General features: G+C 61.1%; 28 protein-coding genes and 2 pseudogenes. 2 read left to right on the forward strand and 28 right to left on the reverse strand.

Going from position 1 to position 26241, the window contains the following annotated elements:
• Nucleotides 1–53 precede the first annotated feature (53 nt).
• The 12 genes and pseudogenes from phnN to ccmA all read right to left on the reverse strand — a co-directional run bounded on the left by phnN (nucleotide 54) and on the right by ccmA (nucleotide 8640).
• Nucleotides 54–620 carry a phosphonate metabolism protein/1,5-bisphosphokinase (PRPP-forming) PhnN gene (gene phnN / locus AC1DRN_RS18540; RefSeq protein WP_223461431.1) on the reverse strand — a complete coding sequence of 189 codons (567 nt, stop codon included), beginning with the start codon at nucleotides 618–620 and terminating at the stop codon, nucleotides 54–56.
• Nucleotides 621–664: 44 nt separating this feature from the next.
• Nucleotides 665–1053 (reverse strand): annotated as a pseudogene (locus tag AC1DRN_RS18545) (alpha-D-ribose 1-methylphosphonate 5-triphosphate diphosphatase); the annotation flags it as partial.
• Nucleotides 1054–1272: 219 nt separating this feature from the next.
• Nucleotides 1273–1680 carry a hypothetical protein gene (locus tag AC1DRN_RS18550; protein WP_223461429.1) on the reverse strand — a complete coding sequence of 136 codons (408 nt, stop codon included), beginning with the start codon at nucleotides 1678–1680 and terminating at the stop codon, nucleotides 1273–1275.
• Nucleotides 1681–1695: 15 nt separating this feature from the next.
• Nucleotides 1696–2898: a c-type cytochrome biogenesis protein CcmI gene (gene ccmI / locus AC1DRN_RS18555; RefSeq protein ID WP_223461427.1), complete on the reverse strand. Its 1203-nt coding sequence runs from the start codon at nucleotides 2896–2898 to the stop codon at nucleotides 1696–1698.
• The gene (locus AC1DRN_RS18560; RefSeq protein WP_223461425.1) at nucleotides 2891–3364 is read right to left on the reverse strand and encodes a cytochrome c-type biogenesis protein; all 474 of its coding nucleotides are present in this window, start codon (nucleotides 3362–3364) and stop codon (nucleotides 2891–2893) included. The genes ccmI and AC1DRN_RS18560 overlap by 8 nt, the downstream gene beginning before the upstream one ends.
• A complete protein-coding gene (locus tag AC1DRN_RS18565) occupies nucleotides 3361–3897 on the reverse strand; it encodes a DsbE family thiol:disulfide interchange protein (RefSeq protein ID WP_223461423.1) in 537 nt (178 codons plus the stop codon). The genes AC1DRN_RS18560 and AC1DRN_RS18565 overlap by 4 nt, the downstream gene beginning before the upstream one ends.
• Nucleotides 3894–5882 carry a heme lyase CcmF/NrfE family subunit gene (locus tag AC1DRN_RS18570; protein WP_223461421.1) on the reverse strand — a complete coding sequence of 663 codons (1989 nt, stop codon included), beginning with the start codon at nucleotides 5880–5882 and terminating at the stop codon, nucleotides 3894–3896. The genes AC1DRN_RS18565 and AC1DRN_RS18570 overlap by 4 nt, the downstream gene beginning before the upstream one ends.
• A 3-nt stretch (nucleotides 5883–5885) precedes the next feature.
• Nucleotides 5886–6341 (reverse strand): cytochrome c maturation protein CcmE, encoded by a 456-nt coding sequence (gene ccmE / locus AC1DRN_RS18575; RefSeq protein WP_223461418.1) that lies wholly within the window; start codon nucleotides 6339–6341, stop codon nucleotides 5886–5888.
• A complete protein-coding gene (ccmD, locus tag AC1DRN_RS18580; protein ID WP_007980758.1) occupies nucleotides 6338–6514 on the reverse strand; it encodes a heme exporter protein CcmD in 177 nt (58 codons plus the stop codon). The genes ccmE and ccmD overlap by 4 nt, the downstream gene beginning before the upstream one ends.
• The gene (locus AC1DRN_RS18585) at nucleotides 6511–7266 is read right to left on the reverse strand and encodes a heme ABC transporter permease (protein ID WP_223461417.1); all 756 of its coding nucleotides are present in this window, start codon (nucleotides 7264–7266) and stop codon (nucleotides 6511–6513) included. Before AC1DRN_RS18585 ends, ccmD begins: the two co-directional genes overlap by 4 nt.
• Before the next feature lie 73 nt (nucleotides 7267–7339).
• The gene (gene ccmB, locus AC1DRN_RS18590; RefSeq protein ID WP_223461415.1) at nucleotides 7340–8008 is read right to left on the reverse strand and encodes a heme exporter protein CcmB; all 669 of its coding nucleotides are present in this window, start codon (nucleotides 8006–8008) and stop codon (nucleotides 7340–7342) included.
• Nucleotides 8005–8640: a cytochrome c biogenesis heme-transporting ATPase CcmA gene (gene ccmA / locus AC1DRN_RS18595; protein ID WP_150724488.1), complete on the reverse strand. Its 636-nt coding sequence runs from the start codon at nucleotides 8638–8640 to the stop codon at nucleotides 8005–8007. The genes ccmB and ccmA overlap by 4 nt, the downstream gene beginning before the upstream one ends.
• A gap of 198 nt (nucleotides 8641–8838) precedes the next feature.
• Between ccmA and fliK the strand changes: the two genes are divergently transcribed.
• Together fliK and AC1DRN_RS18605 are read left to right on the forward strand one after the other, a co-directional pair.
• Nucleotides 8839–10413, forward strand: coding sequence for a flagellar hook-length control protein FliK (gene fliK, locus AC1DRN_RS18600; RefSeq protein ID WP_223461413.1), 1575 nt, complete (start codon nucleotides 8839–8841; stop codon nucleotides 10411–10413).
• Nucleotides 10410–10739 carry an EscU/YscU/HrcU family type III secretion system export apparatus switch protein gene (locus AC1DRN_RS18605; RefSeq protein WP_223461411.1) on the forward strand — a complete coding sequence of 110 codons (330 nt, stop codon included), beginning with the start codon at nucleotides 10410–10412 and terminating at the stop codon, nucleotides 10737–10739. Before fliK ends, AC1DRN_RS18605 begins: the two co-directional genes overlap by 4 nt.
• 155 nt (nucleotides 10740–10894) lie before the next feature.
• Here AC1DRN_RS18605 and AC1DRN_RS18610 read toward each other — a convergent pair whose 3' ends face one another.
• From AC1DRN_RS18610 to flhA, 16 genes and pseudogenes are all read right to left on the reverse strand, one after another.
• Nucleotides 10895–11392: a hypothetical protein gene (locus AC1DRN_RS18610; protein WP_223461409.1), complete on the reverse strand. Its 498-nt coding sequence runs from the start codon at nucleotides 11390–11392 to the stop codon at nucleotides 10895–10897.
• Nucleotides 11393–11681: 289 nt separating this feature from the next.
• A complete protein-coding gene (locus AC1DRN_RS18615) occupies nucleotides 11682–12074 on the reverse strand; it encodes a DUF2802 domain-containing protein (protein WP_223461406.1) in 393 nt (130 codons plus the stop codon).
• Nucleotides 12075–12560, reverse strand: a complete 486-nt coding sequence (locus AC1DRN_RS18620; protein WP_007980742.1) for a chemotaxis protein CheW — start codon at nucleotides 12558–12560, stop codon at nucleotides 12075–12077.
• Between the two features lie 42 nt (nucleotides 12561–12602).
• A complete protein-coding gene (locus AC1DRN_RS18625) occupies nucleotides 12603–13532 on the reverse strand; it encodes a CheW domain-containing protein (RefSeq protein ID WP_223461404.1) in 930 nt (309 codons plus the stop codon).
• Between the two features lie 2 nt (nucleotides 13533–13534).
• Nucleotides 13535–13657, reverse strand: a pseudogene (locus AC1DRN_RS18630) (outer membrane lipoprotein carrier protein LolA); the annotation flags it as partial.
• Between the two features lies 1 nt (nucleotide 13658).
• Nucleotides 13659–14447, reverse strand: coding sequence for a ParA family protein (locus AC1DRN_RS18635; RefSeq protein ID WP_477786769.1), 789 nt, complete (start codon nucleotides 14445–14447; stop codon nucleotides 13659–13661).
• Nucleotides 14448–14490: 43 nt separating this feature from the next.
• Nucleotides 14491–15381, reverse strand: coding sequence for a flagellar motor protein MotD (gene motD / locus AC1DRN_RS18640; RefSeq protein WP_085716991.1), 891 nt, complete (start codon nucleotides 15379–15381; stop codon nucleotides 14491–14493).
• A 15-nt stretch (nucleotides 15382–15396) separates the two neighbouring features.
• On the reverse strand, nucleotides 15397–16137 hold the full coding sequence (locus tag AC1DRN_RS18645) for a flagellar motor protein (protein WP_223461401.1): 741 nt from the start codon (nucleotides 16135–16137) through the stop codon (nucleotides 15397–15399).
• Nucleotides 16137–17261, reverse strand: coding sequence for a protein-glutamate methylesterase/protein-glutamine glutaminase (locus tag AC1DRN_RS18650; protein WP_223461399.1), 1125 nt, complete (start codon nucleotides 17259–17261; stop codon nucleotides 16137–16139). Before AC1DRN_RS18650 ends, AC1DRN_RS18645 begins: the two co-directional genes overlap by 1 nt.
• A gap of 48 nt (nucleotides 17262–17309) precedes the next feature.
• Entirely contained in the window at nucleotides 17310–19574 is a 2265-nt protein-coding gene (locus AC1DRN_RS18655) for a chemotaxis protein CheA (RefSeq protein ID WP_223461396.1), read from the reverse strand.
• Between the two features lie 54 nt (nucleotides 19575–19628).
• Nucleotides 19629–20417, reverse strand: coding sequence for a protein phosphatase CheZ (locus tag AC1DRN_RS18660; protein WP_223461393.1), 789 nt, complete (start codon nucleotides 20415–20417; stop codon nucleotides 19629–19631).
• 21 nt (nucleotides 20418–20438) lie between these two features.
• Nucleotides 20439–20810 (reverse strand): chemotaxis response regulator CheY, encoded by a 372-nt coding sequence (locus AC1DRN_RS18665; protein WP_003183998.1) that lies wholly within the window; start codon nucleotides 20808–20810, stop codon nucleotides 20439–20441.
• Between the two features lie 168 nt (nucleotides 20811–20978).
• Nucleotides 20979–21719, reverse strand: coding sequence for an RNA polymerase sigma factor FliA (gene fliA / locus AC1DRN_RS18670; protein WP_223461391.1), 741 nt, complete (start codon nucleotides 21717–21719; stop codon nucleotides 20979–20981).
• Entirely contained in the window at nucleotides 21716–22546 is an 831-nt protein-coding gene (fleN, locus tag AC1DRN_RS18675) for a flagellar synthesis regulator FleN (RefSeq protein ID WP_008001746.1), read from the reverse strand. The genes fliA and fleN overlap by 4 nt, the downstream gene beginning before the upstream one ends.
• Nucleotides 22547–22662: 116 nt before the next feature.
• Entirely contained in the window at nucleotides 22663–23991 is a 1329-nt protein-coding gene (flhF, locus tag AC1DRN_RS18680) for a flagellar biosynthesis GTPase FlhF (protein WP_223461389.1), read from the reverse strand.
• A gap of 11 nt (nucleotides 23992–24002) precedes the next feature.
• A complete protein-coding gene (gene flhA / locus AC1DRN_RS18685) occupies nucleotides 24003–26132 on the reverse strand; it encodes a flagellar biosynthesis protein FlhA (protein WP_223461387.1) in 2130 nt (709 codons plus the stop codon).
• Nucleotides 26133–26241 lie beyond the last annotated feature (109 nt).

Genomic DNA, 26241 nt, shown 5'->3' on the forward strand with positions numbered 1-26241 from the left:
TCCTGCACTGACCGCCTATGAAGGTAATTCCTCGTCGTGCGTTCCCGGTAATGTCAGACACATGGGGGTTGCTCGTCAAAGCAGGCCAGCAAACGTTCGACCGTTTGCTCAAGTTGTCCGGAGTTGTCGAGCAGGTGCAGGGTCGGGTCTTGCGCCAGCAGTTGCTCGCTGAACCGGGCATTGCGTGCCAACCGCTGATTGATCTCGATCAGCGATTCTCGCCCACGCTCCAGCAAGCGATGACGCAGTACTGCTTGATCCACAGTCAACAACAGCACTAACACGTTCGGATAACGCGAGCGCGTGTTCTGCAAATGCTCCCGAGAGCCATTGACCAGTACGTCCTGCCCGGCGGCCAGCCAATCGTCGATTTCCCGCGGGATACCATAGGACAACCCATTGGCGTGCCAGCTCAGGGCAAACGCGCCCTGAGCTTCCATATCCGCGAATTGCTGCGCACTGACACCCAGCGCCGCCTCGCCCACGGCTTCAGCCGAGCGGGTGATAACCCGGCGCACGATACGGCAGCCGCGTTCGGCCAACCGCGTTCGCGCAGCATCCAGCAGGCTGTCCTTGCCCGAACCTGAAGGCCCGATGAGATAGATCAACCTGCCTGACATCAAAACACCCTCGTTGCTTGTCGCCATACTTGCTGGACCTTCGGCAGATCCTCTGCGGTCAGATCTGCGACGGCCACGTTACCCGAGTGCGACTCGCCGCGCACGATGTTCGGTGCTCCCATCAACACATTCATGCCGTGCTCCCGGTAACCACGCCTCGACGGTGGTCGGGAACTCGGCGATGGTCATGCCGCAGCGTGATGAGTTCGTCCATCTGAGTCGTGGTCGGGTGGTACTTGCTCATGTAGTACTCACGGTACTTGGATTCCAGTACCAACTGGCGCTGACCCGGCGAGTGGTCCATCACCGACACCAACTGCACCAGCGGGTTCTCCACCAGATCGCGGAACACGCTGAAAATGTCCGGGTGGCACAGCTCGCGGCGCAGGTGCAGACGGTGTTCGGCTTGGGTCAGTTCGGCGTAGGTAGCTTCGGGTTGACGGAGAGGCTCAGGGCATGAGGGGGCGTGTACCGCAACAGCGTCCGAGGCGGCCTACCGGCCGGCCTGGTTGTTGGGTTCGTTCGTCTGTGAGGTACCTGGTCGACTGGCAGGCCGCCTTCGCGAGCAGGCTCGCTCCCACAGGGTCCAGCAGTGGCCCGGCAATCACATTTTCCAGCCAAGAAAAAGGCGACCCGAAGGTCGCCTTATGCGCTACTGCCCGAATTGCCGCCCCAGGCCACCCGGTACACCGTGGATATCCGTCTCCTCCCACGGCCCCTTCGGACTGATCGACCGGCTCCAGCCGTTATCCCAACGGTAATAGGTACGCTGGCGATAAAAAGTATTGGGCTGGTCATCGAGTACATACACCCCAAGCTTCGGATCCCAATGGCTGTTGCCCCCCGGTGGCGGCGCGAAGCTCGCAGAAGTGCGTGGCAACGGCTTGGAGGGTTTGGCGGGGATGCTCGGCTTACTCGGTACAGGCGAAGTCGATGGCGTAGGGCTGGGCTGCGTCGGCGGGAACGGTGGTGGTGCCTGTTGTTCCGTTGGCTGCTGGACCGCACAAGCGCTTAACCCCATAACGACGCTGAGCAGGGTGATACGAGCGAATGCGGTCATGATTGCGTTTTCCTGTTATTTGTCCGGGCTGTCGATGGTCAGTGTTTGCGGCGCGGTGGTGCTGCTGGCCAGGGGCTGGCTGCGACCGATCCATTCGCCGGCAGTGGGTTTGCCGGCACGGGAAATGCGCGCAACCAGTTGGACTTCAGGGAAGTTCGACAGTTTCAATTGCGGCATCATTGCGTCGGCATCGCCCAGTTCGACGGTCACCGGCAGGTCGGCCACGGTCATGCGCTTGACCGCCAGCGGGGCCGGTGGACCGGAGATCGCACGGGCGAAGATGAACACGCTGTCGCCAGGCTGGACCCTGGCTTTGAGGTCCGCTGCCAGATCGACGCTGACCTTGAGCAACGCCGCAGTCTTGGCTGCCGGTGCTTGCGCAACCTTGCCGCCACTGGCCACCAGTTTCTCCGTGGCCCGGGTGATCCCGCCCTGCAACGCTTCGCGAGATCTGTCTTCCGGCGGCAGTTGCGCCAGCAGACGATTCCAATAGTCGATAGCCTCCTGATAACGCTCGCCTTCAAACGCGGCGATGCCGAGCAGACCGAGGCTGGTGACTTCCTTCGGATCAGCCTTGAGCGCTTCGTCGGTCAGGGCCTGGACCTTGTCCGACCACTTCTTGCCATCAGCGAAGTACTGGGCCTGGGCCCATTGGCCAAGCAGCTCCGGCTGACGACCGGCCAGGTTCACCGTGCGCTCGAACATCTTCGCCGCGTCCGCCGGGCGATCCTGAGCCATGTAGGTACGACCGAGGAAGTACAGGCCCTCGGCGGAATCCGGTTGAGCGGCAACCGCACGCTCCAGGCGTTTGGTCATCTCTTCCATCGATTGCGGTGCCTGCGCGAACTCGCGAGTCAGCTCAACCTTGTCGCTGGCGCCGTAATGCAGGTACAGCCCCAGGCCCAGCACCGGCACCAGAACGGCCGCCAGCAATGGCAAGGGTTTGCCCAGGCGCGACACCCGCGGCGCTTCGACGCCTTCGGTGTCCGCCAGCAACTCACGGGCCGCTTCGGCGCGACCCGCGTCCATTTGCGCCGCATCGAGCACGCCCTCTTCATGCTGAGTCTGCAACTCAGCCACGCGTTCCTGATAAAGCGCGACGTTCAGGGCGGTACGATCCTCTTCACGCTGGGCGCGACGGCTGCGCAGCACCGGGATCAACAGAAAACTCAGGGCCACCAGAAGCAGCAGACCTGCAGCGAGCCAGAAATCAATCATTCTTGGTTTTATCCAACAGGTGGTCGAGGCGCGAGCGCTCCTCGGCAGACAGCGAGCCCGGGGTGCCGGCGCGTTGCACGCGACGACGGCGGACGATCACCGCGATGATCACGACACCGCCCAGCAGCAGACCGGCGGGGCCGAACCAGAGCAAGGCGGTCTTGGCGTTCAGTGCAGGCTTGTAGCGGACGAAATCACCGTAGCGATCGACCATGAAGTCGATGATCTGCTGGTTGTCCTTGCCCTCGCCAAGCATGCGGAAAATCTCTTTGCGCAGGTCGGCGGCGATCGGTGCGTTGGAATCGGCGATGTCCTGGTTCTGGCACTTGGGGCAACGCAGCTCCTTGGTCAACTCACGAAAACGCTCGCGATCACCTTCCTTGGCGAACTCGTAGGTGTCGATGGCCGCGTGGGCCACACCCGCCAGGCTCAAACCGAGAACAGCGGCAGCGATCCAGCGCTTCATGGCTTGGCCTCGTCGACCAGCGCCTGGTATTTGACCGCCAGTTTTTCGCGCCAGACCTGCTCGTCGATCACACCGACGAATTTGTCGCGGATGATGCCCTTGGCGTCGATAAAGAAGGTTTCCGGCGCGCCATATACACCGAGATTCAGGCCCAGCGAACCTTGGTCGTCACGAATGTCCAGCACATACGGGTTGTGGAAGTCCGTCAGCCACTTCAAGGCATCGGCGTTGGTGTCCTTGTAGTTGATGCCGTAGATCACCACGCCTTGCTGGGCCAGCTTGTTCAGCACCGGGTGCTCGACCCGGCAGGAAATGCACCAGGTGCCCCAGACGTTGACCAGCGCTGGCTTGCCGAGAATGTCAGCGCGGGTCAGGGACTTGTCGGCCTGCACTGTCGGCAGGGAAAACTCCGGGAACGGCTTGTTGATCATGGCCGAAGGCAGCTCGGCCGGATCCAGGTACAACCCGCGGTAAAGAAACACAGCAACCACCAGAAAAATCGCCAGTGGCAACAACATCAACCAACGCTTCATGCAGTGGCTCCCGACATGCCCAGTGCTTCACGCACGCGGCTTTTGACCTTGACCCGATATCGCCGATCCAACGCCGCCAGCAACCCGCCTGCGCCTGTCAGCAAACCGCCGAACCAGATCCAGCGCACGAACGGTTTGACGTGCACGCGCACAGCCCAGGCGCCGTTACCCAAGGGTTCACCGAGGGCGACGTAAAGGTCGCGGGTGAATCCGGCGTCGATGCCCGCTTCAGTCATCACCGAGTTCTGCACGGTGTACAGGCGTTTTTCCGGGTGCAGCACGCTGACTTCCTTACCGTTGCGGATCACCCGGACGGTGCCCTTGTCGGAGGTGAAGTTCGGGCCTTCAAAGTGTTTGGCGCCTTCGAAGATGAAGTGGTAACCGGCCAGGTCCATGGACTCGCCCGGCGCCAGGCGCAGGTCGCGCTCGGCACTGTTCTGGCTCGACAGCACGACACCCAGCGCACACACGGCGATGCCCAGGTGCGCGACCTGCATGCCCCAGTAGCTGCGGGTCAGGGTCGGCAGGCCTTTGATCAGCCCTTTGTGGCGAGTCTTGTCGAAGATGTCACGCACACCGGCCAGCAACACCCAGGCGGCGAGCATGAAGGTCGCGAGTACCGCCCAGTTGAAATCGCCGTACGCGACGCCGGCCACCACGGCCATGGCGGCACTGCCCAGCAAGATCGGCGTCAGCATGCTCACCAGCCATTTCACCGGGGTGTCTTTCCAGCGCACGATCACGCCGACCGCCATCACCATCATCAGCAACGCCATCAACGGAATGAACAGCGCGTTGAAGTATGGCGGGCCGACGGACAGTTTGGCGCCGGTCATGGCGTCCAGAATCAGCGGGTACAAGGTGCCGAGCAGGATCATCGACGCCGCCACCACCAGCACCAGGTTGTTGCCCAGTAGCAGGGTTTCCCGCGACCAGAGGTTGAAGCCGACCTGACTCTTGACCACCGGCGCGCGCAGGGCGAACAGGGTCAGCGAACCACCGACCACGAACAGCAGGAAAATCAGGATGAACACGCCGCGCTCCGGATCGGAGGCAAAGGCGTGAACCGAAGTCAGCACGCCGGAACGCACGAGGAAGGTACCGAGCAGACTCAAGGAGAATGCGGCGATGGCCAGCAACACGGTCCAGCTCTTGAACACGCCACGTTTTTCCGTGACCGCCAGCGAGTGAATCAGTGCGGTGCCCACCAGCCATGGCATGAACGAGGCGTTTTCCACCGGGTCCCAGAACCACCAGCCACCCCAGCCGAGCTCGTAGTACGCCCACCACGAACCCAGGGTGATGCCGATGCCGAGGAACGCCCAGGCAACAATGGTCCACGGACGCGACCAGCGTGCCCATGCGGCATCCAGGCGACCGCCCATCAGCGCGGCGATGGCGAAGGCGAAGGCCACAGAGAAACCGACGTAGCCCATGTACAGCATCGGCGGGTGCACGATCAGGCCGATGTCTTGCAGCAACGGGTTGAGGTCGGCGCCGTCGGTGGGCATTTGCGGCAGGATGCGCTTGAACGGGTTGGAGGTCATGATCAGGAACAGCAGGAAACCGGTGCTGATCATGCCCATCACCGCCAGCACGCGGGCCAGCATGACCTGCGGCAACTGCCGGGAAAACACCGACACCGCGAAGGTCCAGCCGCCGAGAATCAAGGCCCACAACAGCAACGAACCTTCGTGGGCACCCCACACCGCGCTGAACTTGTAGTACCACGGCAAGGCGCTGTTGGAGTTGTTGGCCACATAGGCCACGGAGAAGTCATCGGCCATGAAGGCGTAGGTCAGGCAACCGAAGGCAAACAGCAGAAAGGTGAATTGCCCCCACGCCGCCGGCTGGGCCAGGCTCATCCAGAGGCGGTCACCGCGCCAGGCGCCGAGCAATGGCACCACGGCCTGGGCCAGAGCGAAGCACAAGGCCAGGATCATCGCCAGATGACCCAGCTCGGGAATAAAGATGCCGGATGTCATGGATCAACCCTCCTTCGCGGGCGTTGGAGCCGATTGACCGCTGTCTTTCAACGCCTTGGTCACTTCCGGCGGCATGTACTTCTCATCGTGTTTGGCCAGCACTTCATCGGCCACCACCACACCATCGGCATTGAGCTTGCCCAGGGCGACGATGCCCTGCCCTTCACGGAACAGGTCCGGCAGGATGCCGCGATAAGTGATGGTCACGGACTTGTTGAAGTCGGTGACGACAAACTTCACGTCCAGGGAATCACCGGAACGCTCCAGCGAGCCCTTCTCGACCATGCCGCCAGCACGAATGCGCGTGCCTTGCGGGGCTTCGCCGTTGGCGATCTGGGTCGGTGTGTAGAACAGATTGATGTTCTGCTGCAGGGCGCTCAGGGCCAGGCCGACGGCAGCGCCGACCCCGACCAGGATCGCGAGAATGATGATAAGACGCTTTTTGCGCAGCGGATTCACTTGCCGTTCTCCCGGCGCAGACGACGCGCCTCTTGTTGCAGATACCGCTTGCGAGCCAGGATCGGCGCCGCCACGTTGAGGGCCAATACCGCCAGGCAGATGCCATAGGCTGACCAGACATACAGGCCATGATGACCCATGGCGATGAAGTCGCCGAATGAAGCAAAACTCATCGAGCGACCTCCAGGCTATTTTCCACTTCGACTTTGACCCAGCTGGCCCGGGCCTCGCGCTTGAGCACTTCAAGACGCATGCGCAGCAGCAGGACCGCGCCGAAGAAACAGTAGAAACCCAGCGCCGTCAGCAGCAATGGCAGCCACATCTCGGCGGGCATTGCCGGTTTTTCGGTCAGGGTGAAGGTCGCGCCCTGGTGCAGGGTGTTCCACCACTCCACCGAGTACTTGATGATCGGGATGTTGATCACGCCGACGATCGCCAGCACCGCGCAGGCCTTGGCCGCGCTGTCACGATTGCTGATCGCGTTGCCCAGCGCAATGAGACCGAAGTACAGGAAAAGCAGGATAAGCATGGACGTAAGGCGTGCATCCCAGACCCACCACGAGCCCCAGGTTGGCTTGCCCCAGATTGCCCCGGTGACCAGCGCCACCGCAGTCATCCAGGCGCCGATGGGCGCCGCGCATTGCAAGGCGACGTCGGCCAGTTTCATTTTCCACACCAGGCCGACGATACCGCACACCGCCAGCATCACGTAGATCGACTGCGCCAGCATGGCGGCCGGGACGTGGATATAGATGATGCGAAAGCTGTTGCCCTGCTGGTAGTCCGGCGGCGCGAAGGCCAGGCCCCAGACCACGCCAACGCTGATCAGCAGCAACGCCGCGACGCTCAGCCAGGGCAACAGTTTGCCGCTGATGCCGTAAAACCATTTGGGCGAGCCGAGTTTGTGAAACCACGTCCAGTTCATACTGTTTCCATCACGGTTGCTCTTTACTGTGAAGAGCCAGGGTCTTTGCTGGTTGTTTTTTAACCAGACCTCATTATTCGCCGACGCTGATCTTCAGGCCAGCGGCTATTGCAAAGGGTGTAAGGGTTATCGCCAAGGCGGTCAGGCTGCCAAGCCACAACAGATAACCGGTCGCCGGCATGCCCTGCAAGGCAGCCTGCAAGGCGCCACTGCCAAGGATCAACACCGGGATGTACAACGGCAGTATCAGCAACGCCAGCAACAGACCACCGCGCTTCAAACCAACCGTTAGCGCTGCGCCCACCGCACCGAGCAGGCTCAGTACCGGTGTACCGAGCAACAACGAAAGCAGCAACACCGGCAGACAGGCGGCAGGCAAACCGAGCATCAATGCCAGCAAGGGTGCGAGCAAAACCAGTGCCAGTCCTGAAAAAGTCCAGTGTGCCAGCACTTTGGCCAAAACCAGAAGAGCCAGGGGGTGCGGCGAAAGGACCCACTGCTCGAGCGATCCATCTTCGAAATCACTGCGGAAAAGCCCGTCCAGCGAGAGCAAGACCGATAAAAGCGCTGCGACCCAGACCAGCCCCGGAGACAAGGTTTGCAACAATTGAGACTCGGGGCCGACCGCCAGCGGGAACAGGGAAACGACGATAGCGAAGAACACCAGCGGATTGGCCAGTTCCGCCGGACGGCGGAACAGCAGACGAGCCTCGCGGGCGACCAGCAGGCCGAAAACACTCATACGGCCCAGCTCCCCAGATCGATGTCGCGATAACCGGCCGGCATCCGGCTCAGCGTGTGGTGGGTGGTCAACACCACCATGCCGCCGCGTTCGCAGTGGCCGGCCAGATGAGATTCAAGCTGTGCCACGCCCTGCTTGTCGAGGGCGGTAAAGGGTTCATCGAGGATCCACAGCGGCGGACTGTCCAGATACAGGCGCGCCAAGGCGACGCGACGCTGCTGACCAGCGGACAACGTATGACAGGGAACATCCTCGAATCCGCGCAGCCCGACCGCGGCCAGCGCCTGCCAGATCGCCTCGTGGGTCGCAGGATGGTGCAAGGCGCACAGCCAGCTCAGGTTCTCTTCCGGTGTCAGCAAATCCTTGATCCCGGCCGCGTGGCCGATCCACAGCAGGTTGCGCGCCAGCTCACCGCGTTGCTCGTTCAGTGGCTGGCCGTTGAGCAGCACCTGACCGGCGGTCGGCTGCATCAGCCCCGAGAGCAGGCGCAACAGGCTGGTCTTGCCGCTGCCGTTGGGGCCGCTGATTTGTACCATTTCGCCACTGGCCAGTCGCAAATCGAGATTTTCGAAGAGCAGCCGAAGGTCTCGCTCACAGGCAAGGGCAACGGTTTGCAGGACAGGACTGGTCAAGGGTTCACGGGCCTTATACGGTTCAAGTCGGCTCTGGCGCGGCCGTTAAAGAGATGCAGCATAGATGCAATGACGTCTTGTTCTAGAGAGCTGCGTCAAACAATTGCAAAGTTTTGCCATTTTTGGATACAACGGCGCGGCATTATACATGCCAGGCCTTACTCTAAAGAGTGCATTTTCCTCAGGTTGTGACCACGTATGACAGGCGAAATGAACATCCTCCCGCTAGCGCAAACCCTCCCGGCGGCTTCGCGCCCGCAGGCGGTCAGCGGCGAGCTGCTCAAATTGCTGACGCCGGTGGAGGGGCTGATCAGCGTCGGTCAAACCGCCCAGGCCGAAGTCCTGTCGCTCAAGCAGGCGGACCAGACTTTCCAGATGCTGCTCAAGGTCACCCTCGACAGCGGCCGCCAGACCACGGTCCAGACCACCAGTAATCAACCGCTGGCCCAGGGCACCACGCTGGTCGTCAGCCAGCCCTCGGCCGGCAGTCTGGCCGTGACGGTGCAACAGGCCATCGCCTCCAGCGTCGCCACCCTCACCCGCCTCGACACCGCGCAATTGCCCGTTGGCACCCTGCTGCAGGGCAAAGTGCTGACCTCGCAAGTGCTGCCGCAGGTGCCCGGCCAGCCCATGGTGTTTCGCTCGATGGTCAGCCTGCTCAATACCGCACTGAGCGGCAGCACCCTGAGCATCGACAGCCCGCAACCGTTGCGCATCGGCACCTTGCTCAGCGCGCAGGTGCAGGACACCCAGACCTTGAAGTTCGTGCCACTGAGCAACCGTCAGGAGCAACTGGCGGTGACCCGGCAACTGGTCGACCAGCAAAGCCGCCAGGGCTCGCTGGATGGCTTGCTCAAGCTCCTGCAGAACCTGCCGCCCTCGGACCAGACATCCGTTGAATTGCGTAGCGCCGCAAGCAGACTGCTCGCTGGCTTGCCGGATATTCAACAGTTGAGCACCCCCAAGGGCCTGGCCCAGGCCTTGGCCAGCAGCGGTGCGTTCCTCGAAAGCAAACTGCTGAGCGGGCAAAATCCGACGCTTGCGCCGGACATGAAAGGCGACCTGCTCAAACTGGTCGCGCAATTGAGTCAGGGCTTGCCGGCCAACACCAGCCTCGGCGCGATCATCGCCGCCAACACCCTGGCCCAGGCCATGCCGAATTTTGTCCGCAATGCCCTGGGCATGCTCGGTCAGGTCAGCGCCAAACCGTCGCCGAGCGGTTTCCCGCTGCCCGAACGCCTGTTGCAAAGCGCCGACGCTGAAAACGACCTCGAACACCTGCTTCGTCTGGCCGCCGCCGCGGTTTCACGCCTGCAAAGCCATCAACTGTCGAGCCTGGAACAAACCGGCGTAACCGCCGACGGACGGCTGATGAGCACCTGGCAGCTGGAAATCCCGATGCGCAACATGCAAGACATCGTGCCCTTGCAGGTCAAGTTCCAGCGTGAAGACGCACCCGAAAAAGAACAGCCAAAGGAGCGCCGCGAAGAACGCGAGCCCAAACAACAGCTGTGGCGTGTGGAACTGGCCTTCGCCATGGAGCCTTTGGGACCGCTGCAAATTCAGGCACAACTGATCAAGGGCAGCCTTTCCAGCCAGCTCTGGGCAGAACGGCCGTACACCGCCAGCCTGATCGAAAGCAACCTGAGCGGGCTACGTGAGCGTCTGCTGTCCGCCGGACTGAACGTCGGTGACCTGGATTTCCACCTCGGAACACCACCGCAAGGCCCGCAAACCCGCCTCGAACAACGCTGGGTCGACGAAACCGCATGAAAAACCCCAACGCCCCACGCCAGGCCATCGCCCTCAAATACGACGGCAGCCATGCTCCCACCCTCACCGCCAAGGGCGACGAAGAACTGGCGGAAGAAATCCTGCGGATCGCCCGGGACTGCGAAGTGCCGATCTACGAGAACGCCGAACTGGTGAGGCTGCTGGCGAGGATGGAGCTGGGGGACAGCATTCCGCAGGAGCTGTATCTGACGATTGCCGAGATCATTGCGTTTGCGTGGAGTTTGAAGGGCAAGTTTCCGGCGGGGATGGGGCCGGATGCGTTGATGGTGGAGAAGGATGTCACCGAGCGCGGGGAAGACTACTGAGTTTTTAAGGCCGCCATCGCGAGCAAGCTCGCTCCCACATTTGATCTTCAGCGAACACGTATTTTGTGTACGAGATACAACTACTGTGGGAGCGAGCTTGCTCGCGATAGCAATCTCAAGGAACTGTAAAACTCAGTTCTTGCGCAACTTGCTCATCAACTCCGGGGCGTCACGTGTTCAAACTTGAAAAAACGCAATAGCTTGAAACTGCGACCGACAATCAGGCCGTTGATGAGCCCTGCCCCCAGCGCCGCCCCTGCAACCGCCGACATTTCATTGGCCAGCTCAGGGTACATGGCCGCCTGGAAACCCTCGTAATAACGCCAGGCAAAAAAGCCCCAATACACAATCAGTACCTTGATCGTGCCGGGTAGAACCAGATGTTGCCCCTCGCACTGCACATTGCTGTACGAGAAAAAACGCTGTGCCAGCAACCACCCCGCCAGTAATCCCAGCGCATAGGCTGAAAGCTGGATTGCAATTTCCTGGGAGGGATTGAGCGATGCGAGGGACAAAGCCACGAATATCACGGGGGATATCTGCAATGACCTCTTCGATACATGGCTCCTGAAACAGGCGATGACACCGTAGTAACTCAGAATAAAAAACACCGCATAAACCCACAGCGGTGTACCACGCAGAATGTCGATCATAAGCCTTCCTGGCACTGTGTATGTTTGAGCAGATCAAACTACTGATCGCTGGTTGCAATCACAAGACGGTGGAATCTGAGAGTGCTATAGGCAGGAGACTACGAAAGCGTAATCCCGGTCTGAGGATAGAGAAGAATGCGTCGGATGCGGGGAAGATTGCTGCGCATTCGAAGACGTCTTCGCGGGCAGGCTCCCACAGGGTTGGGGGTGTTCACAGATATTGTAAGCACCATCAACACTTGTGGGAGCGGGCTTGCCCGCGAAGGGGATTTCAGGCCAATCGCAAGAATCAGTTCTTGTGCAACTTACTCATCAACTCCGCCTCAGCCTGGGTCAGGCCGCAGGACTGGGTCAGTTCGTCGACGCTGGCGCCCATTCCGACCAGCCGCGCTGCCTGGGCAAACGAAAGGCTTGAAGGATCACGCTGTTCCAGCTGCGCGAGCTTGTCCGGCAATGGTGCGACTGTCGCGCGAAGCTCATGCAGGTCTTCGCCCATGCGCACATTGCCGTTCTGGTAGTCGTCGACGCGTTTGCCCAGGTCCTTGATGCGCTGATCACGCAGCGCATCACCCTGGGCCTGTTGTGCGGCGATCTGTTTTTGAGCGCGAATGTACGCCAGGAACATTGCCAGCGTGCCTGCCCAAAACAGGAACAGGACAATGACCGCAACCTCGAGAATCAATCAGATACTCTCCAGTTCCGACCATTCTTCTTCGCTCATCATCTTGTCGAGCTCGACCAGGATGAGCAATTCGTTGTTCTTGTTGCACACGCCTTGAATGAACTTGGCGGACTCTTCGTTACCCACGTTCGGCGCGGTTTCGATTTCCGACTGACGCAGGTAAACCACTTCGGCCACGCTGTCGACCATGATCCCGACCACCTGCTTGTCGGCTTCGATGATGACGATACGGGTGTTGTCGCTGATCTCGGCATTCATCAGGCCGAAGCGCTGGCGGGTGTCGATCACGGTAACGACGTTGCCGCGCAGGTTGATGATGCCCAGCACGTAGCTCGGGGCACCCGGGACCGGGGCGATTTCGGTGTAGCGCAGGACTTCCTGGACGCGCATCACGTTGATGCCGTAGGTCTCGTTGTCCAGCTTGAAGGTGACCCATTGCAGGATCGGATCTTCGGAACCCTTTGCCGCCGTTGCCTTGTCATTCATACCCTGACCCCTCAAGAAACCGCCCTGGCGGTGTGTGTTCTGTTATGTAGTTTTGTGGGTCGGCTTGTGGCCGCCCATGTGCTTTGCGCCGCCGCTGGCGATCAACTCGGCCAGCGCGGAAACGTCGAGCAACGCACACATGTGTTCAATCACCGTGCCCGCCAGCCATGGCCGTTGACCACGGTGACTGCGCCACTTGATTTCGTTCGGATCCAGGCGCAACGAGCGGCTGACCTGATGCACCGCCAGCCCCCACTCGTAGCCCTGGACGGAAATGACGTATTGCAGACCCTGCTTGAAATCGTCGCGATAACGGTCGGGCATGACCCAACGTGCGGTATCCAGCACTTTCAGGTTGCCCGACTGACTCGGCAAGATGCCGAGGAACCACTCCGGCTGGCCGAACAACGGCGTCAGCTCATGACCGGCCAGGGAGTAAATCGAACCCAGGCACACCAGCGGCACCGCCAGGGTCAACCCGGCGACATCGAACAACAGGCACTCGAACGGCTCGGCAGCCCAGGATGGACGACCGTCGGTTTGTACCGGTGGCGGCGTGTTGCTCGGCGGCAGGTGCACTTCGACGACTGGTGACACCAGCGCCTGAGGTTCCTCGATCACCGGAGCCTCCAGCGCTACCGGCTCTTCAATGACTGGAGCCACCAGGGTTTGCAACAGCGGCGCAAGGGTCGATACCGGTGCCAGAACGGGCTCCGGCGCTTCGACCACAGCAACCGGCGCCTTGGCTACCGGTGCTACTGGCGCAACCACAGGCGCGGGTTTCTGCGCATCCCGGGCCTGTTCTTCGAGCACGGCAGCCTGGAACTCGTCCAGCACGGTTTCGGCGGCGATCTCCTCGGCCACTGCCTCTACGGGCAGCGTCAATTCTTCAGTCACGTCCTGCAGCAGGCTGTCCAGGTAGGACTGCAGCGCCAGTTGTGGACGCGACGTCACCTTCAACGGCCGGTTCATGCGCATGCACCTGTAGGAGCGAGCTTGCTCGCGATGAACCTGAGAGCGCCACGGGGTGTCAGGTTTCCCGCGTCATCGTTGACGACCATCGCGAGCAAGCTCGCTCCTACAGGGATCGGGGTCATGTCAGGCCACCTGCGGAACAAGTTGTGCCGCCAGCAGATGCTTGAGCAACGCGCGGTAAGCGAGAACGCCACGGCTCTTGCCGTCGAATTGCGAAGGCGTCAGCCCTGCTCGACTGGCATCGCGCAGGCGCGTGTCCACCGGGATATAGCCTTGCCAGATTTCGTCGGGGAATTTGTCGCGCAGCACGCGCAAGGTTCCGAGGGACGCCTGGGTGCGGCGGTCAAACAGGGTCGGCACGATGGTGAAGGGCAATGCCTGTTTGCGCGAGCGGTTGATCATCGCCAGGGTGTTGACCATGCGCTCCAGGCCCTTGACCGCCAGGTGTTCGGTCTGCACCGGGATCACCAGTTGCTGGCTCGCCGCCAAGGCATTGACCATCAGCACGCCGAGCAATGGCGGGCTGTCGATCACGGCGTAATCGAAGTCCTGCCACAGTTGCGCCAGGCTCTTGGCAATCACCAGGCCCAAACCGCTCTGCCCCGGCGACTGGCGCTCAAGGGTGGCCAGCGCGGTGCTGGAGGGCAACAGGGAGATGCGTTCGTCGCTGGTCGACAACAGCAGTTGACCCGGCAGGCCTTGAGGTACGTTGCCCTTGTGCAGGAACAGGTCGTAGTTGCTGTGTTCCAGGCTGTCGGGATCGTAGCCGAAATAGCTGGTCATCGAGCCGTGGGGGTCGAGATCGACCACGACCACGCGCTTGCCCRCCTCCGCCAGTAAACCGGCTAAAGCGATGGAGGAAGTGGTTTTACCGACACCACCCTTTTGATTGGCGACTGCCCAGACTCTCATTCGGATTGTTCCTCCCGGCCCAACGCAGCGGCCGAGAAATAGCTCAACGTGTTAATGCGGGCGACGGAGAATTGACGGCGCTCTCTCGTACCGGCGACTTGACCGGGGTCGGTGCAGTTTGTGTGCCAGCACGCTTCAATGCGGCATCCGGTTGCGCATGGGCGGTTCCGGTGCCGGTCAGGCTGCGGCGCACATCAAGGTTGCGCGACACCACCAGCACCACGCGACGGTTGCGTGCGCGGCCTTCAGCGGTGGCGTTGTTGGCCACCGGCTGAAACTCACCGTAGCCCACCGAAGCCAGGCGACCGGGGTTCACCCCCTGCATCGCCAGCATGCGCACGATGCTGGCCGAGCGGGCCGAGGACAGTTCCCAGTTGGTCGGGTACTGCGCGGTGCGGATCGGTTGATCGTCGGTGAAACCTTCGACATGAATCGGGTTGTCGAACGGCTTCAGGATCGCCGCGACCTTGTCGATGATGTTGAACGCGATGTCGCTGGGCATGGCGTCGCCGCTGCCGAACAACAGGCTGGAATTGAGCTCGATCTCGACCCACAACTCGTTGCCGCGCACGGTCATCTGGTTGGAGCTGATCAGGTCACCGAACGCCGCACTGATGTCGTCGGCGATGCTTTTGAGTGGATCGCTGGCGCCGGCGACACCGGCATCGACCTGGTCACTGTCCTTGACCAGAGGCTTGGCCGGGGTCACGGTCTTCGGCCGCTCGTCACCGATGGGGATCGGCTTGAGCGAACGATCGGAATCGGTGAAGACACCAATCAGCGCTTCGGAAATGACCTTGTACTTGCCTTCGTTGATCGACGAAATCGAGTACATCACCACGAAAAAGGCGAACAGCAGGGTGATGAAGTCCGCGTAGGACACCAGCCAGCGTTCGTGGTTGACGTGTTCTTCATGCTGGCGACGACGTGCCATGATCCATGTCTCCCATCAATCCATGAAGCCCTGAAGCTTCAACTCAATGGAGCGAGGGTTTTCACCTTCGGCGATCGACAGGATCCCTTCCAGCAACATTTCTCGATAACGCGACTGGCGCAACGCAATGGATTTGAGTTTCGCGGCAATCGGCAGCAGCACCAGGTTCGCACTGGCCACGCCGTAGATGGTGGCGACGAACGCCACGGCGATGCCGTTACCCAGTTGCGACGGATCACCCAGGTTGCCCATGACGTGAATCAGGCCCATCACCGCACCGATGATGCCGATGGTCGGCGCGTAACCGCCCATGCTTTCAAAGACCTTGGCCGCTTCGACATCGCGGCTTTCCTGGGTGTAGAAATCCACTTCCAGAATGCTGCGGATCGCTTCCGGCTCGGCGCCGTCAACCAACAGTTGCAGGCCTTTGCGCGCGTAGTTGTCGGGTTCGGCATCGGCGATACCTTCAAGGCCCAGCAGGCCTTCCTTGCGGGCGGTCAGGCTCCAGTTCACCACGCGGTCGATGCCACCGGCCAGGTCAACGCGAGGCGGGAACAGGATCCAGGCGAGGATCTGCATCGCACGCTTGAACGCGCTCATCGGCGATTGCAGCAGCGCGGCGCCAATGGTGCCGCCGAGCACGATCAGCGCCGCCGGGCCGTTGGCCAGGGCGCCGAGATGACCACCTTCGAGGTAGTTGCCGCCGATGATGGCGACGAAGGCCATGATGATGCCGATCAGGCTTAGAACATCCATCAGATACAGGCCTCGACCAAGTGCTTGCCAATGTCGTCGAGGCTGTACACCGCGTCGGCGAGCTCGGCTTTGACGATGGCCATCGGCATGCCGTAGATCACGCAACTGGCTTCGTCCTGTGCCCAGATCGAACTGCCGCCCTGCTTGAGCAGGCGCGCGCCTTCACGACCGTCGGCGCCCATGCCGGTGAGGACGACCGCCAGAACTTTGTCGCCGTAGGACTTGGCTGCCGAACCGAAGGTGATGTCCACGCATGGCTTGTAATTCAGACGCTCGTCACCCGGGAGGATTTTCACCGTGCCACGGCCGTCGATCATCATCTGCTTGCCACCGGGCGCCAGCAGCGCCAGGCCCGGTCGCAGGATGTCGCCATCCTCGGCTTCCTTGACGCTGATGCGGCAGAGCTTGTCCAGGCGCTCGGCGAAAGCCTTGGTGAAGGCGGCCGGCATGTGTTGAACCAGCACGATCGGGGCCGGGAAGTTGACCGGCAATTGGGTCAGCACCCGCTGCAGGGCAACCGGGCCGCCGGTGGACGTACCGATGGCCACCAGTTTGTAGGCTTTGCGTTTCGGCGCGGGCGACGACGCAGTGGCCGCATGTGTACGCACCGGGATCGGTGCCGGACGCACGGGCGCGCTGCCGCCAAAACTGCCGACGCTCGAAGGCGCAGGTGTTGGAGCGGGCGCGGCCACAGGGGCCGGAGCGCTGTAAGTGCTGACGCGACGATTGCTGCGCGCAATGCTCAGGATCTTCTCGCACAGCAGTTGCTTGACCTTCTCGGGGTTGCGCGAGATGTCTTCGAAATTCTTCGGCAGGAAGTCCACCGCGCCGGCATCCAGCGCATCGAGCGTGACCCGGGCGCCTTCGTGGGTCAGCGAGGAAAACATCAGGACCGGGGTCGGGCAGCGCTGCATGATGTGCCGCACGGCGGTGATGCCATCCATCATCGGCATCTCGTAGTCCATGGTGATCACGTCGGGCTTGAGGGCCAGCGCCTGATCGATCGCCTCTTTGCCGTTGGTCGCCGTGCCGACGACCTGGATATTGGAATCCGCTGAAAGAATTTCCGAGACGCGGCGGCGGAAAAACCCCGAATCGTCCACCACCAGGACTTTGACTGCCATAAACACTCCATTAGATGGAGCGAGGCCAGGCGCCCCGCTCCACCAGAATCAAATACGCCGTGTGGCGTAACGCTTGAGCATGCTCGGAACATCGAGAATCAGCGCGATGCGGCCGTCACCGGTGATGGTGGCGCCGGACATGCCCGGCGTTCCCTGGAGCATTTTGCCCAATGGCTTGATGACCACTTCTTCCTGGCCCACCAGTTGATCGACGACAAAGCCGATCCGCTGCGTGCCCACCGAAAGGATCACCACATGGCCCTCGCGCTGCTCTTCGTGAGCGGCGGAGCTGACCAGCCAGCGTTTGAGATAGAACAATGGCAGTGCCTTGTCCCGCACGATCACCACTTCCTGGCCGTCCACGACGTTGGTAGTCGACAGGTCAAGGTGGAAGATCTCGTTGACGTTCACCAGCGGGAACGCAAACGCCTGGTTGCCGAGCATGACCATCAGCGTCGGCATGATCGCCAGGGTCAGCGGCACCTTGATGACGATCTTCGAGCCTTTGCCCTTGGTCGAGTAGATATTGATGGTGCCGTTGAGCTGGGCGATCTTGGTTTTCACCACATCCATGCCCACGCCACGACCGGACACGTCGGAGATCTCGGTCTTGGTCGAGAAGCCCGGCGCGAAGATCAGGTTGAAGCAATCGGACTCGCTGAGACGGTCCGCCGCATCCTTGTCCATCAAGCCTTTCTTCACGGCGATGCCGCGCAGAACATCGGCATCCATGCCCTTGCCGTCATCGGAGATGGACAGCAGGATGTGGTCGCCTTCCTGTTCAGCGGACAGAATCACTTTGCCGCTGCGAGGCTTGCCCATCGCTTCGCGATCAGCCGGCTCTTCGATACCGTGGTCGACCGAGTTGCGCACCAAGTGGACCAGCGGGTCGGCCAGGGCTTCGACGAGGTTCTTGTCGAGGTCGGTTTCTTCGCCGACCAGCTCCAGGTTGATCTCTTTCTTGAGCTGGCGAGCCAGGTCGCGAACCAGGCGCGGGAAGCGCCCGAAGACTTTCTTGATCGGCTGCATCCGGGTCTTCATGACCGCGGTTTGCAGGTCGGCGGTGACCACGTCGAGGTTCGACACGGCCTTGGACATGGCTTCGTCGCCGCTGTTGAGGCCCAGGCGGACCAGGCGGTTACGCACCAGCACCAACTCGCCGACCATGTTCATGATCTCGTCGAGACGCGCGGTATCGACGCGCACGGTGGTCTCGGCTTCACTGGCCGGCTTTTCCGCCGGTGGCGCGGCCGGAGCACGGGCAGCAGCCGGTGCAGCAGCGGCTACCGGGGCCGGTGTTTCGGCTTTGGGCTCGGGTGCCTTGGCCACAGGTTTCGGCGCCGCTGCCTTCGCGGCCGGCGCGGCAACGGACGTGTTCGATCCGCTGGAAACCGTCGCCTTGCCGACTTCGCTGAACTTGCCCTTGCCGTGCAACTCGTCGAGCAGCGATTCGAATTCGTGATCGCTGATCAGATCGCTGCCGGCCGCCGCAGCGGCTGGCGCGGCAGGAGTCGGTACTGAAGCAATGGCCGATTCGAGCGCATCGACAGCGAAGTTACCCTTGCCGTGCAGTTGGTCGAGCAGTGCTTCGAATTCGTCGTCAGTAATATCGGAGCTGTCGCCGGCCGCTTTCGGGGCCTCTGGCGCAGCCGGCGCCGGGACCACCGCGTCAATGGCGAACTGGCCCTTGCCATGTAGTTGATCGAGCAACGACTCGAACTCGGCATCGGTGATTTCATCGCTGGCAGCAGCATCGCTGACCGGCACAGAAACAGGTGCCGGCGCCTCGGCCTGAGCCTTGACGGCGTTCAGCGAGTCCAGCAGTTGTTCGAATTCATTGTCGGTGATATCGCCCGATTCGCTTTCAGCCACAGGCGCTTCGACCACGGCGGCGACAGGTGCAGCAGCCGTCTCGTCAGCCGATTGCGGTTCGGCCAGACGTGCCAGCGCCGCGAGCAGCTCCGGTGTAGCGGCCGTGATCGGGCCGCGATCGCGGACCTCGCTGAACATGCTGTTCACCGCGTCCAGCGCCTCGAGAACCACGTCCATCAGTTCCGAATCGACGCGACGTTCACCCTTGCGCAGGATGTCGAACACGTTCTCGGCGATGTGGCAGCACTCCACCAGCTCGTTGAGCTGGAGGAAGCCGGCGCCCCCTTTTACAGTGTGAAAACCGCGAAAAATTGCATTGAGCAGATCCGCATCATCCGGACGGCTTTCCAGCTCGACCAGTTGCTCGGACAGTTGCTCTAGAATCTCGCCGGCCTCAACCAGGAAATCCTGAAGGATCTCTTCATCGGCGCCGAAGCTCATTAAGGGGGTGCTCCTACAGGTCTAAAAACCCAAAAAACCTAAAATTCTAAAACTCTAAAATCCCAGGCTGGATAACAAATCGTCCACATCGTCCTGACCGGACACAACGTCTTCTCTTTTATCGGCATGAATCTGCGGACCTTCACCCTGAGAGAGATGTTTTTGTGGATCTTTTTCAGCAAGCATCGCTTCACGGTCATGTTCGATGCCCGCAAAGCGGTCCACCTGACTGGCCATCAGCACGAGCTTGAGCAGGTTGCTTTCGACTTCGGTGACCAACTGGGTCACTCGCTTGATCACTTGTCCCGTGAGGTCCTGGTAATCCTGGGCGAGCAGGATGTCGTTGAGGTTGCCCGACACCGCGCGATTGTCCGTGCCGCTGCGCGCCAGGAACCCCTCGACCCGTCGGGCCAGTTCACGAAACTCTTCGGCGCCGACTTCGCGACGCATGAAGCGCCCCCAGTCCGCGCTCAAGACCTTGGCTTCATCGGCCAGGCCATTGACCAGCGGCGTGGCACTTTCCACAAGGTCCATGGTGCGGTTGGCCGCGGCCTCGGTCAGCTTGACCACATAGCCCAGACGCTCGGTGGCGTCGGTGATCTGGGACACTTCTTCGGCTTGCGGCATGTGCGGGTCAATCTGGAAATTGACGATCGCGCTATGCAGTTCGCGAGTGAGCTTGCCCACTTCCTGATACAGGCCGCGGTCACGGGTCTGGTTGAGCTCATGGATCAATTGCACCGCGTCGCCGAACCTGCCTTTTTCAAGGCTCGCGACCAATTCGACGGCGTGTTTTTTCAGGGTCGACTCAAAGTCGCCCAATGAAGTTTCGTTATTGCCCATAGCTCCCCCGTGGCGCACTCATCAACCGATGCGTTCGAAAATCTTCTCGATTTTTTCTTTCAACGCCTGGGCCGTGAAGGGTTTGACCACATAGCCGTTAACACCGGCCTGGGCCGCTTCGATGATCTGCTCACGCTTGGCTTCAGCGGTCACCATCAACACCGGCAGGTGCTTGAGCTTTTCATCGGCACGCACGTGGCGCAGCAGATCGATACCGGTCATGCCAGGCATGTTCCAGTCCGTTACCAGAAAGTCGATGCTTCCGCTGTTGAGCACCGGAATGGCGGTAGTGCCATCGTCGGCCTCGACGGTGTTGGTGAACCCAAGGTCACGCAGCAGGTTCTTGATGATCCGCCGCATCGTTGAGAAGTCATCAACGATGAGGATTTTCATGTTCTTGTCCAATTCGACCTCCAAGCAGTCTTAAACGCGCCCAGCACCTGGACGCGCCATTTCAATCAATCCGGCAAAGCACTCAATGACTGTCTGGAGCACAACAGATCGCGACCGGCGCAGTTCAACACCACACCGGCCTCGTTCGCAGTGTCCCCCACACTGCCTTCAGCGCGCTCGCCACTCCCCCAAACGCCCCCGCAAACGGGCCGCGCACTGGCTGTGTAACTGGCTGACCCGAGATTCGCTGACCCCCAGGACCTCACCGATTTCCTTGAGGTTCAACTCTTCGTCGTAGTACAGCGCCAACACCAGTCGCTCACGCTCCGGCAAATTGGCAATCGCCTCCGCCAGCGCAGCCTGGAAGCGTTCATCTTCCAGATCGCGTGACGGCTCGATATGAGCACTCGCGCCATCCTCGTGCAGCCCTTCGTGTTCGCCGTCCTGCAACAGATCGTCGAAACTGAATAACCGGCTGCCCAGGGTGTCGTTCAAAATCCCGTAGTAATCGTCGAGACTCAATTGGAGTTCGGCCGCAACTTCGTGATCTTTAGCGTCACGGCCGGTTTTCGCTTCAATCGAGCGAATGGCGTCGCTGACCATGCGCGTATTGCGGTGAACCGAACGTGGCGCCCAGTCCCCCTTGCGCACTTCATCGAGCATGGCGCCGCGGATTCGAATGCCCGCGTACGTCTCGAAACTGGCGCCTTTGCTGGCGTCATATTTGGTCGACACTTCAAGCAGGCCGATCATCCCGGCCTGGATCAGGTCTTCGACCTGGACACTGGCCGGCAGGCGCGCCAGCAAGTGGTAGGCAATGCGTTTAACCAGCGGCGCGTAACGCTCGATCAGCTCGTACTGCGCATCACGCGCCGATTTTTTGTAGAGGTTGTAACCGCTTGCTGTCATAGAACCGGTCCTGCTGTCTGCTGCACGAGGCGCTCGACGAAAAATTCCAGGTGCCCGCGCGGGTTGGCAGGCAGTGGCCAGGTATCGACCTTCTGCGCGATGGCCTTGAACGCCAGCGAGCACTTGGAGCGCGGGAAGGCTTCGTAGACGGCACGCTGTTTCTGCACGGCCTTGCGCACGCTTTCGTCGTAGGGCACAGCGCCGACGTATTGCAGGGCGACGTCGAGGAAGCGATCCGTGACCTTGGTCAACTTGGCGAACAGGTTGCGTCCTTCCTGCGGGCTCTGGGCCATGTTGGCCAGAACGCGGAAGCGGTTCATGCCGTAGTCGCGATTGAGCAACTTGATCAAGGCGTAGGCATCGGTAATCGAAGTCGGCTCGTCGCACACCACCAGCAGCACTTCCTGGGCTGCGCGAACGAAACTGACGACCGAGTCACCAATGCCCGCAGCGGTGTCGATCACCAATACGTCGAGGTTGTCGCCGATATCACTGAAGGCCTGGATCAGGCCGGCGTGTTGCGCGGGGCTCAGATGCACCATGCTCTGAGTGCCGGATGCGGCCGGAACGATTCGGATGCCGCCGGGTCCCTGCAGCAGTACATCGCGCAGTTCGCAGCGGCCCTCGATCACGTCGGCCAGGGTACGTTTGGGTGTCAGGCCCAGCAGAACGTCGACGTTCGCCAGTCCCAGGTCGGCGTCCAACAGCATGACGCGCCGGCCAAGCTCAGCCAGAGCCAGGGACAAGTTCACTGACACATTAGTTTTCCCGACGCCACCTTTGCCGCCGGTCACCGCAATCACCTGTACGGGATGCATGCTGCCCATGTTATTTCTTTACCTTGTCTTGCATAGACGGAGGCCACATTACTGGCTGCGCGTTCGCAATCGGAACAATGCATGGCAGACCATCGATGTAGGTACAAAAACTGTTCATTACTACCTTAGCCAACCTGCTTGGTTTGGCTGTGGTAAATATCAGCGAACATGTCAGCCATGGCTTCTTCGCTGGGTTCTTCCTGCATTTGTACGCTGACGGCGCGACTGACCAACTGATGACGGCGCGGCAGATGGAGATCATCCGGAATCCGCGGGCCATCGGTCAGGTAGGCCACGGGTAACTCATGACTGATAGCCAGGCTCAACACCTCGCCCAGACTAGCCGTCTCATCCAGTTTAGTCAGGATGCAGCCAGCGAGCCCACAACGCTTGTAACTGTGATAAGCGGCGGTTAGAACCTGTTTTTGGCTGGTGGTTGCCAGGACCAGATAATTTTTTGAGCGGATACCGCGACCGGCCAGGCTTTCGAGTTGCATACGCAGGGCCGGATCGCTGGCCTGCAGGCCAGCGGTATCGATCAGCACCACCCGCTTGCGCAGCAAGGGTTCCAGCGCCTGCACCAGGGACTGGCCCGGATCGACGTGGGTCACCGACACGTTGAGAATGCGCCCCAGGGTCTTGAGCTGCTCCTGGGCACCGATGCGGAAGCTGTCCATGCTCACCAGCGCAATGTTCTGCGCGCCGTACTTGAGCACGTAACGGGCCGCCAGTTTGGCCAGGGTGGTGGTCTTGCCCATGCCGGCAGGGCCGACCATGGCGATCACACCGCCCTCCTCCAGCGGCTCGACTTCGGGGGTAACGATCATGCGCGCCAGGTGCGCCAGCAACATGCGCCAGGCCTGACGGGGTTCTTCGATTTCGGTGATCAGCGCCAGCAGGTCGCGCGACAGCGGGCCAGACAGGCCAATGCGTTGCAGGCGGCGCCAGAGGTTGGCTTGGTCCGGACGGCTGCCTTGCAACTGATTCCAGGCCAGGGAGCCCAGCTGGACTTCCATGAGTTCGCGCAGGCTGTTGAGCTCGAATCGCATCGAGTCGAACGCCCGCGGGTCCACGCCACCGGACGCTGGCGCAGCGGCTGGTGCGGGGCGACGGGGTTCGGCGTACGTCGGCTCGATCAGCGGCTCGGCGGCGGTCAACGGCAAGCCGGCGAACAACTGACGGTTGGTGCTCTGGTCGCTCTCGCCATCGCTACGCAGGCTCAATTCGGCCTGGGCGGTGACGATCCGCGACTGAGTCTTGCGCAGCTCGTCCTCGAGCTCCATGTTCGGAACCCGCGGCGCCAGCGCCGACAACTTGTAATCCAGCGCAGCCGTCAGCTCGACACCTCCGGCGATCCGGCGGTTGCCAATGATGGCGGCATCAGCGCCCAGCTCATCGCGAACCAGCTTCATGGCCTGACGCATATCGGCGGCGAAAAAACGCTTAACTTGCATAAACCACTACCTCAGCCGTTGGGCCCTACTGTCGCAACGATGGTCACTTGCTTGTTGTCAGGGATTTCCTGGTAAGCCAACACGTGCAAACCCGGGACTGCGAGCCGACCGAATCGCGAGAGCATCGCGCGAACCGGACCGGCCACCAGCAGAATCACCGGCTGACCTTGCATCTCCTGCCGCTGCGCCGCGTCGATCAACGAACGTTGCAGCTTCTCAGCCATGCTTGGCTCCAGCAGAACGCCTTCTTCCGAGCCTTGCCCGGCCTTTTGCAGACTATTGAGCAATATCTGTTCCAACCTTGGCTCCAGCGTGATGACTGGCAGCTGCGACTCAGTGCCTACAATGCTTTGCACGATTGCACGGGATACGCCAACCCGCACGGCAGCCACTAGCGCGGCGGTATCTTGACTCTTGGCGGCATTGTTGGCGATAGCCTCGGCAATACTGCGGATATCGCGCACAGGCACTTGTTCGGCCAGCAGCGCTTGCAGCACCTTGAGCAGCTGCGACAGCGAAACCACGCCCGGCACCAGCTCCTCGGCCAGTTTCGGCGAGCTTTTGGCCAGCAATTGCATGAGTTGCTGCACTTCTTCGTGACCGATCAGTTCACTGGAGTGCTTGTAGAGAATCTGGTTCAAGTGGGTAGCCACTACGGTACTGGCATCGACCACCGTATAACCGAGGGATTGCGCCTGGGCGCGCTGGCTGATTTCAATCCAGACCGCCTCCAGGCCAAAAGCCGGATCTTTGGCGGTAATGCCGTTGAGCGTGCCGTAGACCTGCCCCGGGTTGATCGCCAGTTCGCGATCCGGGTAAATCTCCGCTTCGGCCAGGATCACCCCCATGAGGGTCAGGCGATAGGCACTGGGCGCCAGGTCGAGGTTGTCGCGGATATGCACCGTGGGCATCAGGAAGCCCAGGTCCTGGGACAATTTCTTGCGCACCCCCTTGATCCGCGCCAGCAACTGGCCACCCTGGTTGCGGTCCACCAACGGAATCAGGCGATAACCCACTTCCAGGCCGATCATGTCGATCGGTGTCACGTCATCCCAGCCAAGCTCCTTGGTTTCCTGGGCGCGTGCCGGCGACGGCAGCAGCTCCTGCTGGCGCTTGACCTCTTGCAGGGCCTGCACCTTGGCGACGTTCTGCTTTTTCCAGAACAGGTACGCGCCACCAGCCGCCAGGGCCGCCATGCTCAGGAACGAGAAGTGCGGCATGCCGGGCACCAGGCCCATGACCGCCATCAAGCCCGCCGCCACCGCCAGCGCCTTGGGCGAGGCGAACATCTGGCGATTGATTTGCTTGCCCATGTCTTCCGAACCGGATGCACGGGTCACCATGATCGCCGCGGCTGTCGATAACAACAGTGATGGCAATTGCGCCACCAAACCGTCACCGATGGTCAACAGCGCATACACCTTGCCGGCGTCGGCGAAGTTCATGTTGTGCTGGAAGATACCGACCGCCATGCCGCCGATCAGGTTGATGAACAGGATCAACAGGCCGGCGATGGCGTCACCCCGGACGAATTTGCTGGCACCGTCCATGGAACCGTAGAACTCGGCTTCCTGGGCCACTTCCATCCGGCGCAACTTGGCCTGGTTCTGATCGATCAATCCAGCGTTGAGGTCGGCGTCGATCGCCATTTGCTTGCCGGGCATCGCATCGAGGGTGAAGCGTGCGCTCACCTCGGAAATCCGCCCGGCACCCTTGGTCACCACGACGAAGTTGATGATCATCAAGATCGCGAAGACCACGATACCGACCACGTAGTTACCGCCGATCACCACCTCACCGAAGGCCTGGATCACCTTGCCGGCGGCCGCGTGACCGTCCTGGCCGTGGAGCATCACCACCCGCGTGGAGGCCACGTTCAACGCCAGGCGCAACAGCGTCGCCACCAGCAGAATGGTCGGAAACACCGCGAAATCCAGCGGACGCAAGGCGTACACGCACACCAGCAGCACGACGATGGACAGGGCGATGTTGAAAGTGAAGAACACGTCCAGCAGGAACGGCGGCACCGGCAACATCATCATCGCCAGCATGACCAGCAGCAACAGCGGCACGCCCAGATTGCCCCGACTGAGGTCGGCAATGTTGCTGCGGGCACTGTTGATTAACTGAGAGCGATCCACCGGTATTCCCCGTTCCTTTGAAGCAAACTTTTGACGCCGGGTGCCGGCGTAGAGGGGGTACTGCAAGAAGCCTTCCAACTTTTGCGGAGGGTGGGATAGAGGGGGTTTC

It is taken from the genome of Pseudomonas sp. P5_B3 (genome assembly GCF_056400405.1).

What these genes read in the sequence shown, in the direction of transcription:
- phnN (WP_223461431.1), bottom strand. Translation starts at nt 620, where the DNA reads ATGTCAGGCAGGTTGATCTATCTCATCGGGCCTTCAGGTTCGGGCAAG.
- AC1DRN_RS18550 (WP_223461429.1), bottom strand. Translation starts at nt 1,680, where the DNA reads ATGACCGCATTCGCTCGTATCACCCTGCTCAGCGTCGTTATGGGGTTA.
- ccmI (WP_223461427.1), bottom strand. Translation starts at nt 2,898, where the DNA reads ATGATTGATTTCTGGCTCGCTGCAGGTCTGCTGCTTCTGGTGGCCCTG.
- AC1DRN_RS18560 (WP_223461425.1), bottom strand. Translation starts at nt 3,364, where the DNA reads ATGAAGCGCTGGATCGCTGCCGCTGTTCTCGGTTTGAGCCTGGCGGGT.
- AC1DRN_RS18565 (WP_223461423.1), bottom strand. Translation starts at nt 3,897, where the DNA reads ATGAAGCGTTGGTTGATGTTGTTGCCACTGGCGATTTTTCTGGTGGTT.
- AC1DRN_RS18570 (WP_223461421.1), bottom strand. Translation starts at nt 5,882, where the DNA reads ATGACATCCGGCATCTTTATTCCCGAGCTGGGTCATCTGGCGATGATC.
- ccmD (WP_007980758.1), bottom strand. Translation starts at nt 6,514, where the DNA reads ATGAGTTTTGCTTCATTCGGCGACTTCATCGCCATGGGTCATCATGGC.
- AC1DRN_RS18585 (WP_223461417.1), bottom strand. Translation starts at nt 7,266, where the DNA reads ATGAACTGGACGTGGTTTCACAAACTCGGCTCGCCCAAATGGTTTTAC.
- ccmB (WP_223461415.1), bottom strand. Translation starts at nt 8,008, where the DNA reads ATGAGTGTTTTCGGCCTGCTGGTCGCCCGCGAGGCTCGTCTGCTGTTC.
- fliK (WP_223461413.1), top strand. Translation starts at nt 8,839, where the DNA reads ATGACAGGCGAAATGAACATCCTCCCGCTAGCGCAAACCCTCCCGGCG.
- AC1DRN_RS18605 (WP_223461411.1), top strand. Translation starts at nt 10,410, where the DNA reads ATGAAAAACCCCAACGCCCCACGCCAGGCCATCGCCCTCAAATACGAC.
- AC1DRN_RS18610 (WP_223461409.1), bottom strand. Translation starts at nt 11,392, where the DNA reads ATGATCGACATTCTGCGTGGTACACCGCTGTGGGTTTATGCGGTGTTT.
- AC1DRN_RS18620 (WP_007980742.1), bottom strand. Translation starts at nt 12,560, where the DNA reads ATGAATGACAAGGCAACGGCGGCAAAGGGTTCCGAAGATCCGATCCTG.
- AC1DRN_RS18625 (WP_223461404.1), bottom strand. Translation starts at nt 13,532, where the DNA reads ATGAACCGGCCGTTGAAGGTGACGTCGCGTCCACAACTGGCGCTGCAG.
- motD (WP_085716991.1), bottom strand. Translation starts at nt 15,381, where the DNA reads ATGGCACGTCGTCGCCAGCATGAAGAACACGTCAACCACGAACGCTGG.
- AC1DRN_RS18645 (WP_223461401.1), bottom strand. Translation starts at nt 16,137, where the DNA reads ATGGATGTTCTAAGCCTGATCGGCATCATCATGGCCTTCGTCGCCATC.
- AC1DRN_RS18650 (WP_223461399.1), bottom strand. Translation starts at nt 17,261, where the DNA reads ATGGCAGTCAAAGTCCTGGTGGTGGACGATTCGGGGTTTTTCCGCCGC.
- AC1DRN_RS18655 (WP_223461396.1), bottom strand. Translation starts at nt 19,574, where the DNA reads ATGAGCTTCGGCGCCGATGAAGAGATCCTTCAGGATTTCCTGGTTGAG.
- AC1DRN_RS18660 (WP_223461393.1), bottom strand. Translation starts at nt 20,417, where the DNA reads ATGGGCAATAACGAAACTTCATTGGGCGACTTTGAGTCGACCCTGAAA.
- AC1DRN_RS18665 (WP_003183998.1), bottom strand. Translation starts at nt 20,810, where the DNA reads ATGAAAATCCTCATCGTTGATGACTTCTCAACGATGCGGCGGATCATC.
- fliA (WP_223461391.1), bottom strand. Translation starts at nt 21,719, where the DNA reads ATGACAGCAAGCGGTTACAACCTCTACAAAAAATCGGCGCGTGATGCG.
- fleN (WP_008001746.1), bottom strand. Translation starts at nt 22,546, where the DNA reads ATGGGCAGCATGCATCCCGTACAGGTGATTGCGGTGACCGGCGGCAAA.
- flhF (WP_223461389.1), bottom strand. Translation starts at nt 23,991, where the DNA reads ATGCAAGTTAAGCGTTTTTTCGCCGCCGATATGCGTCAGGCCATGAAG.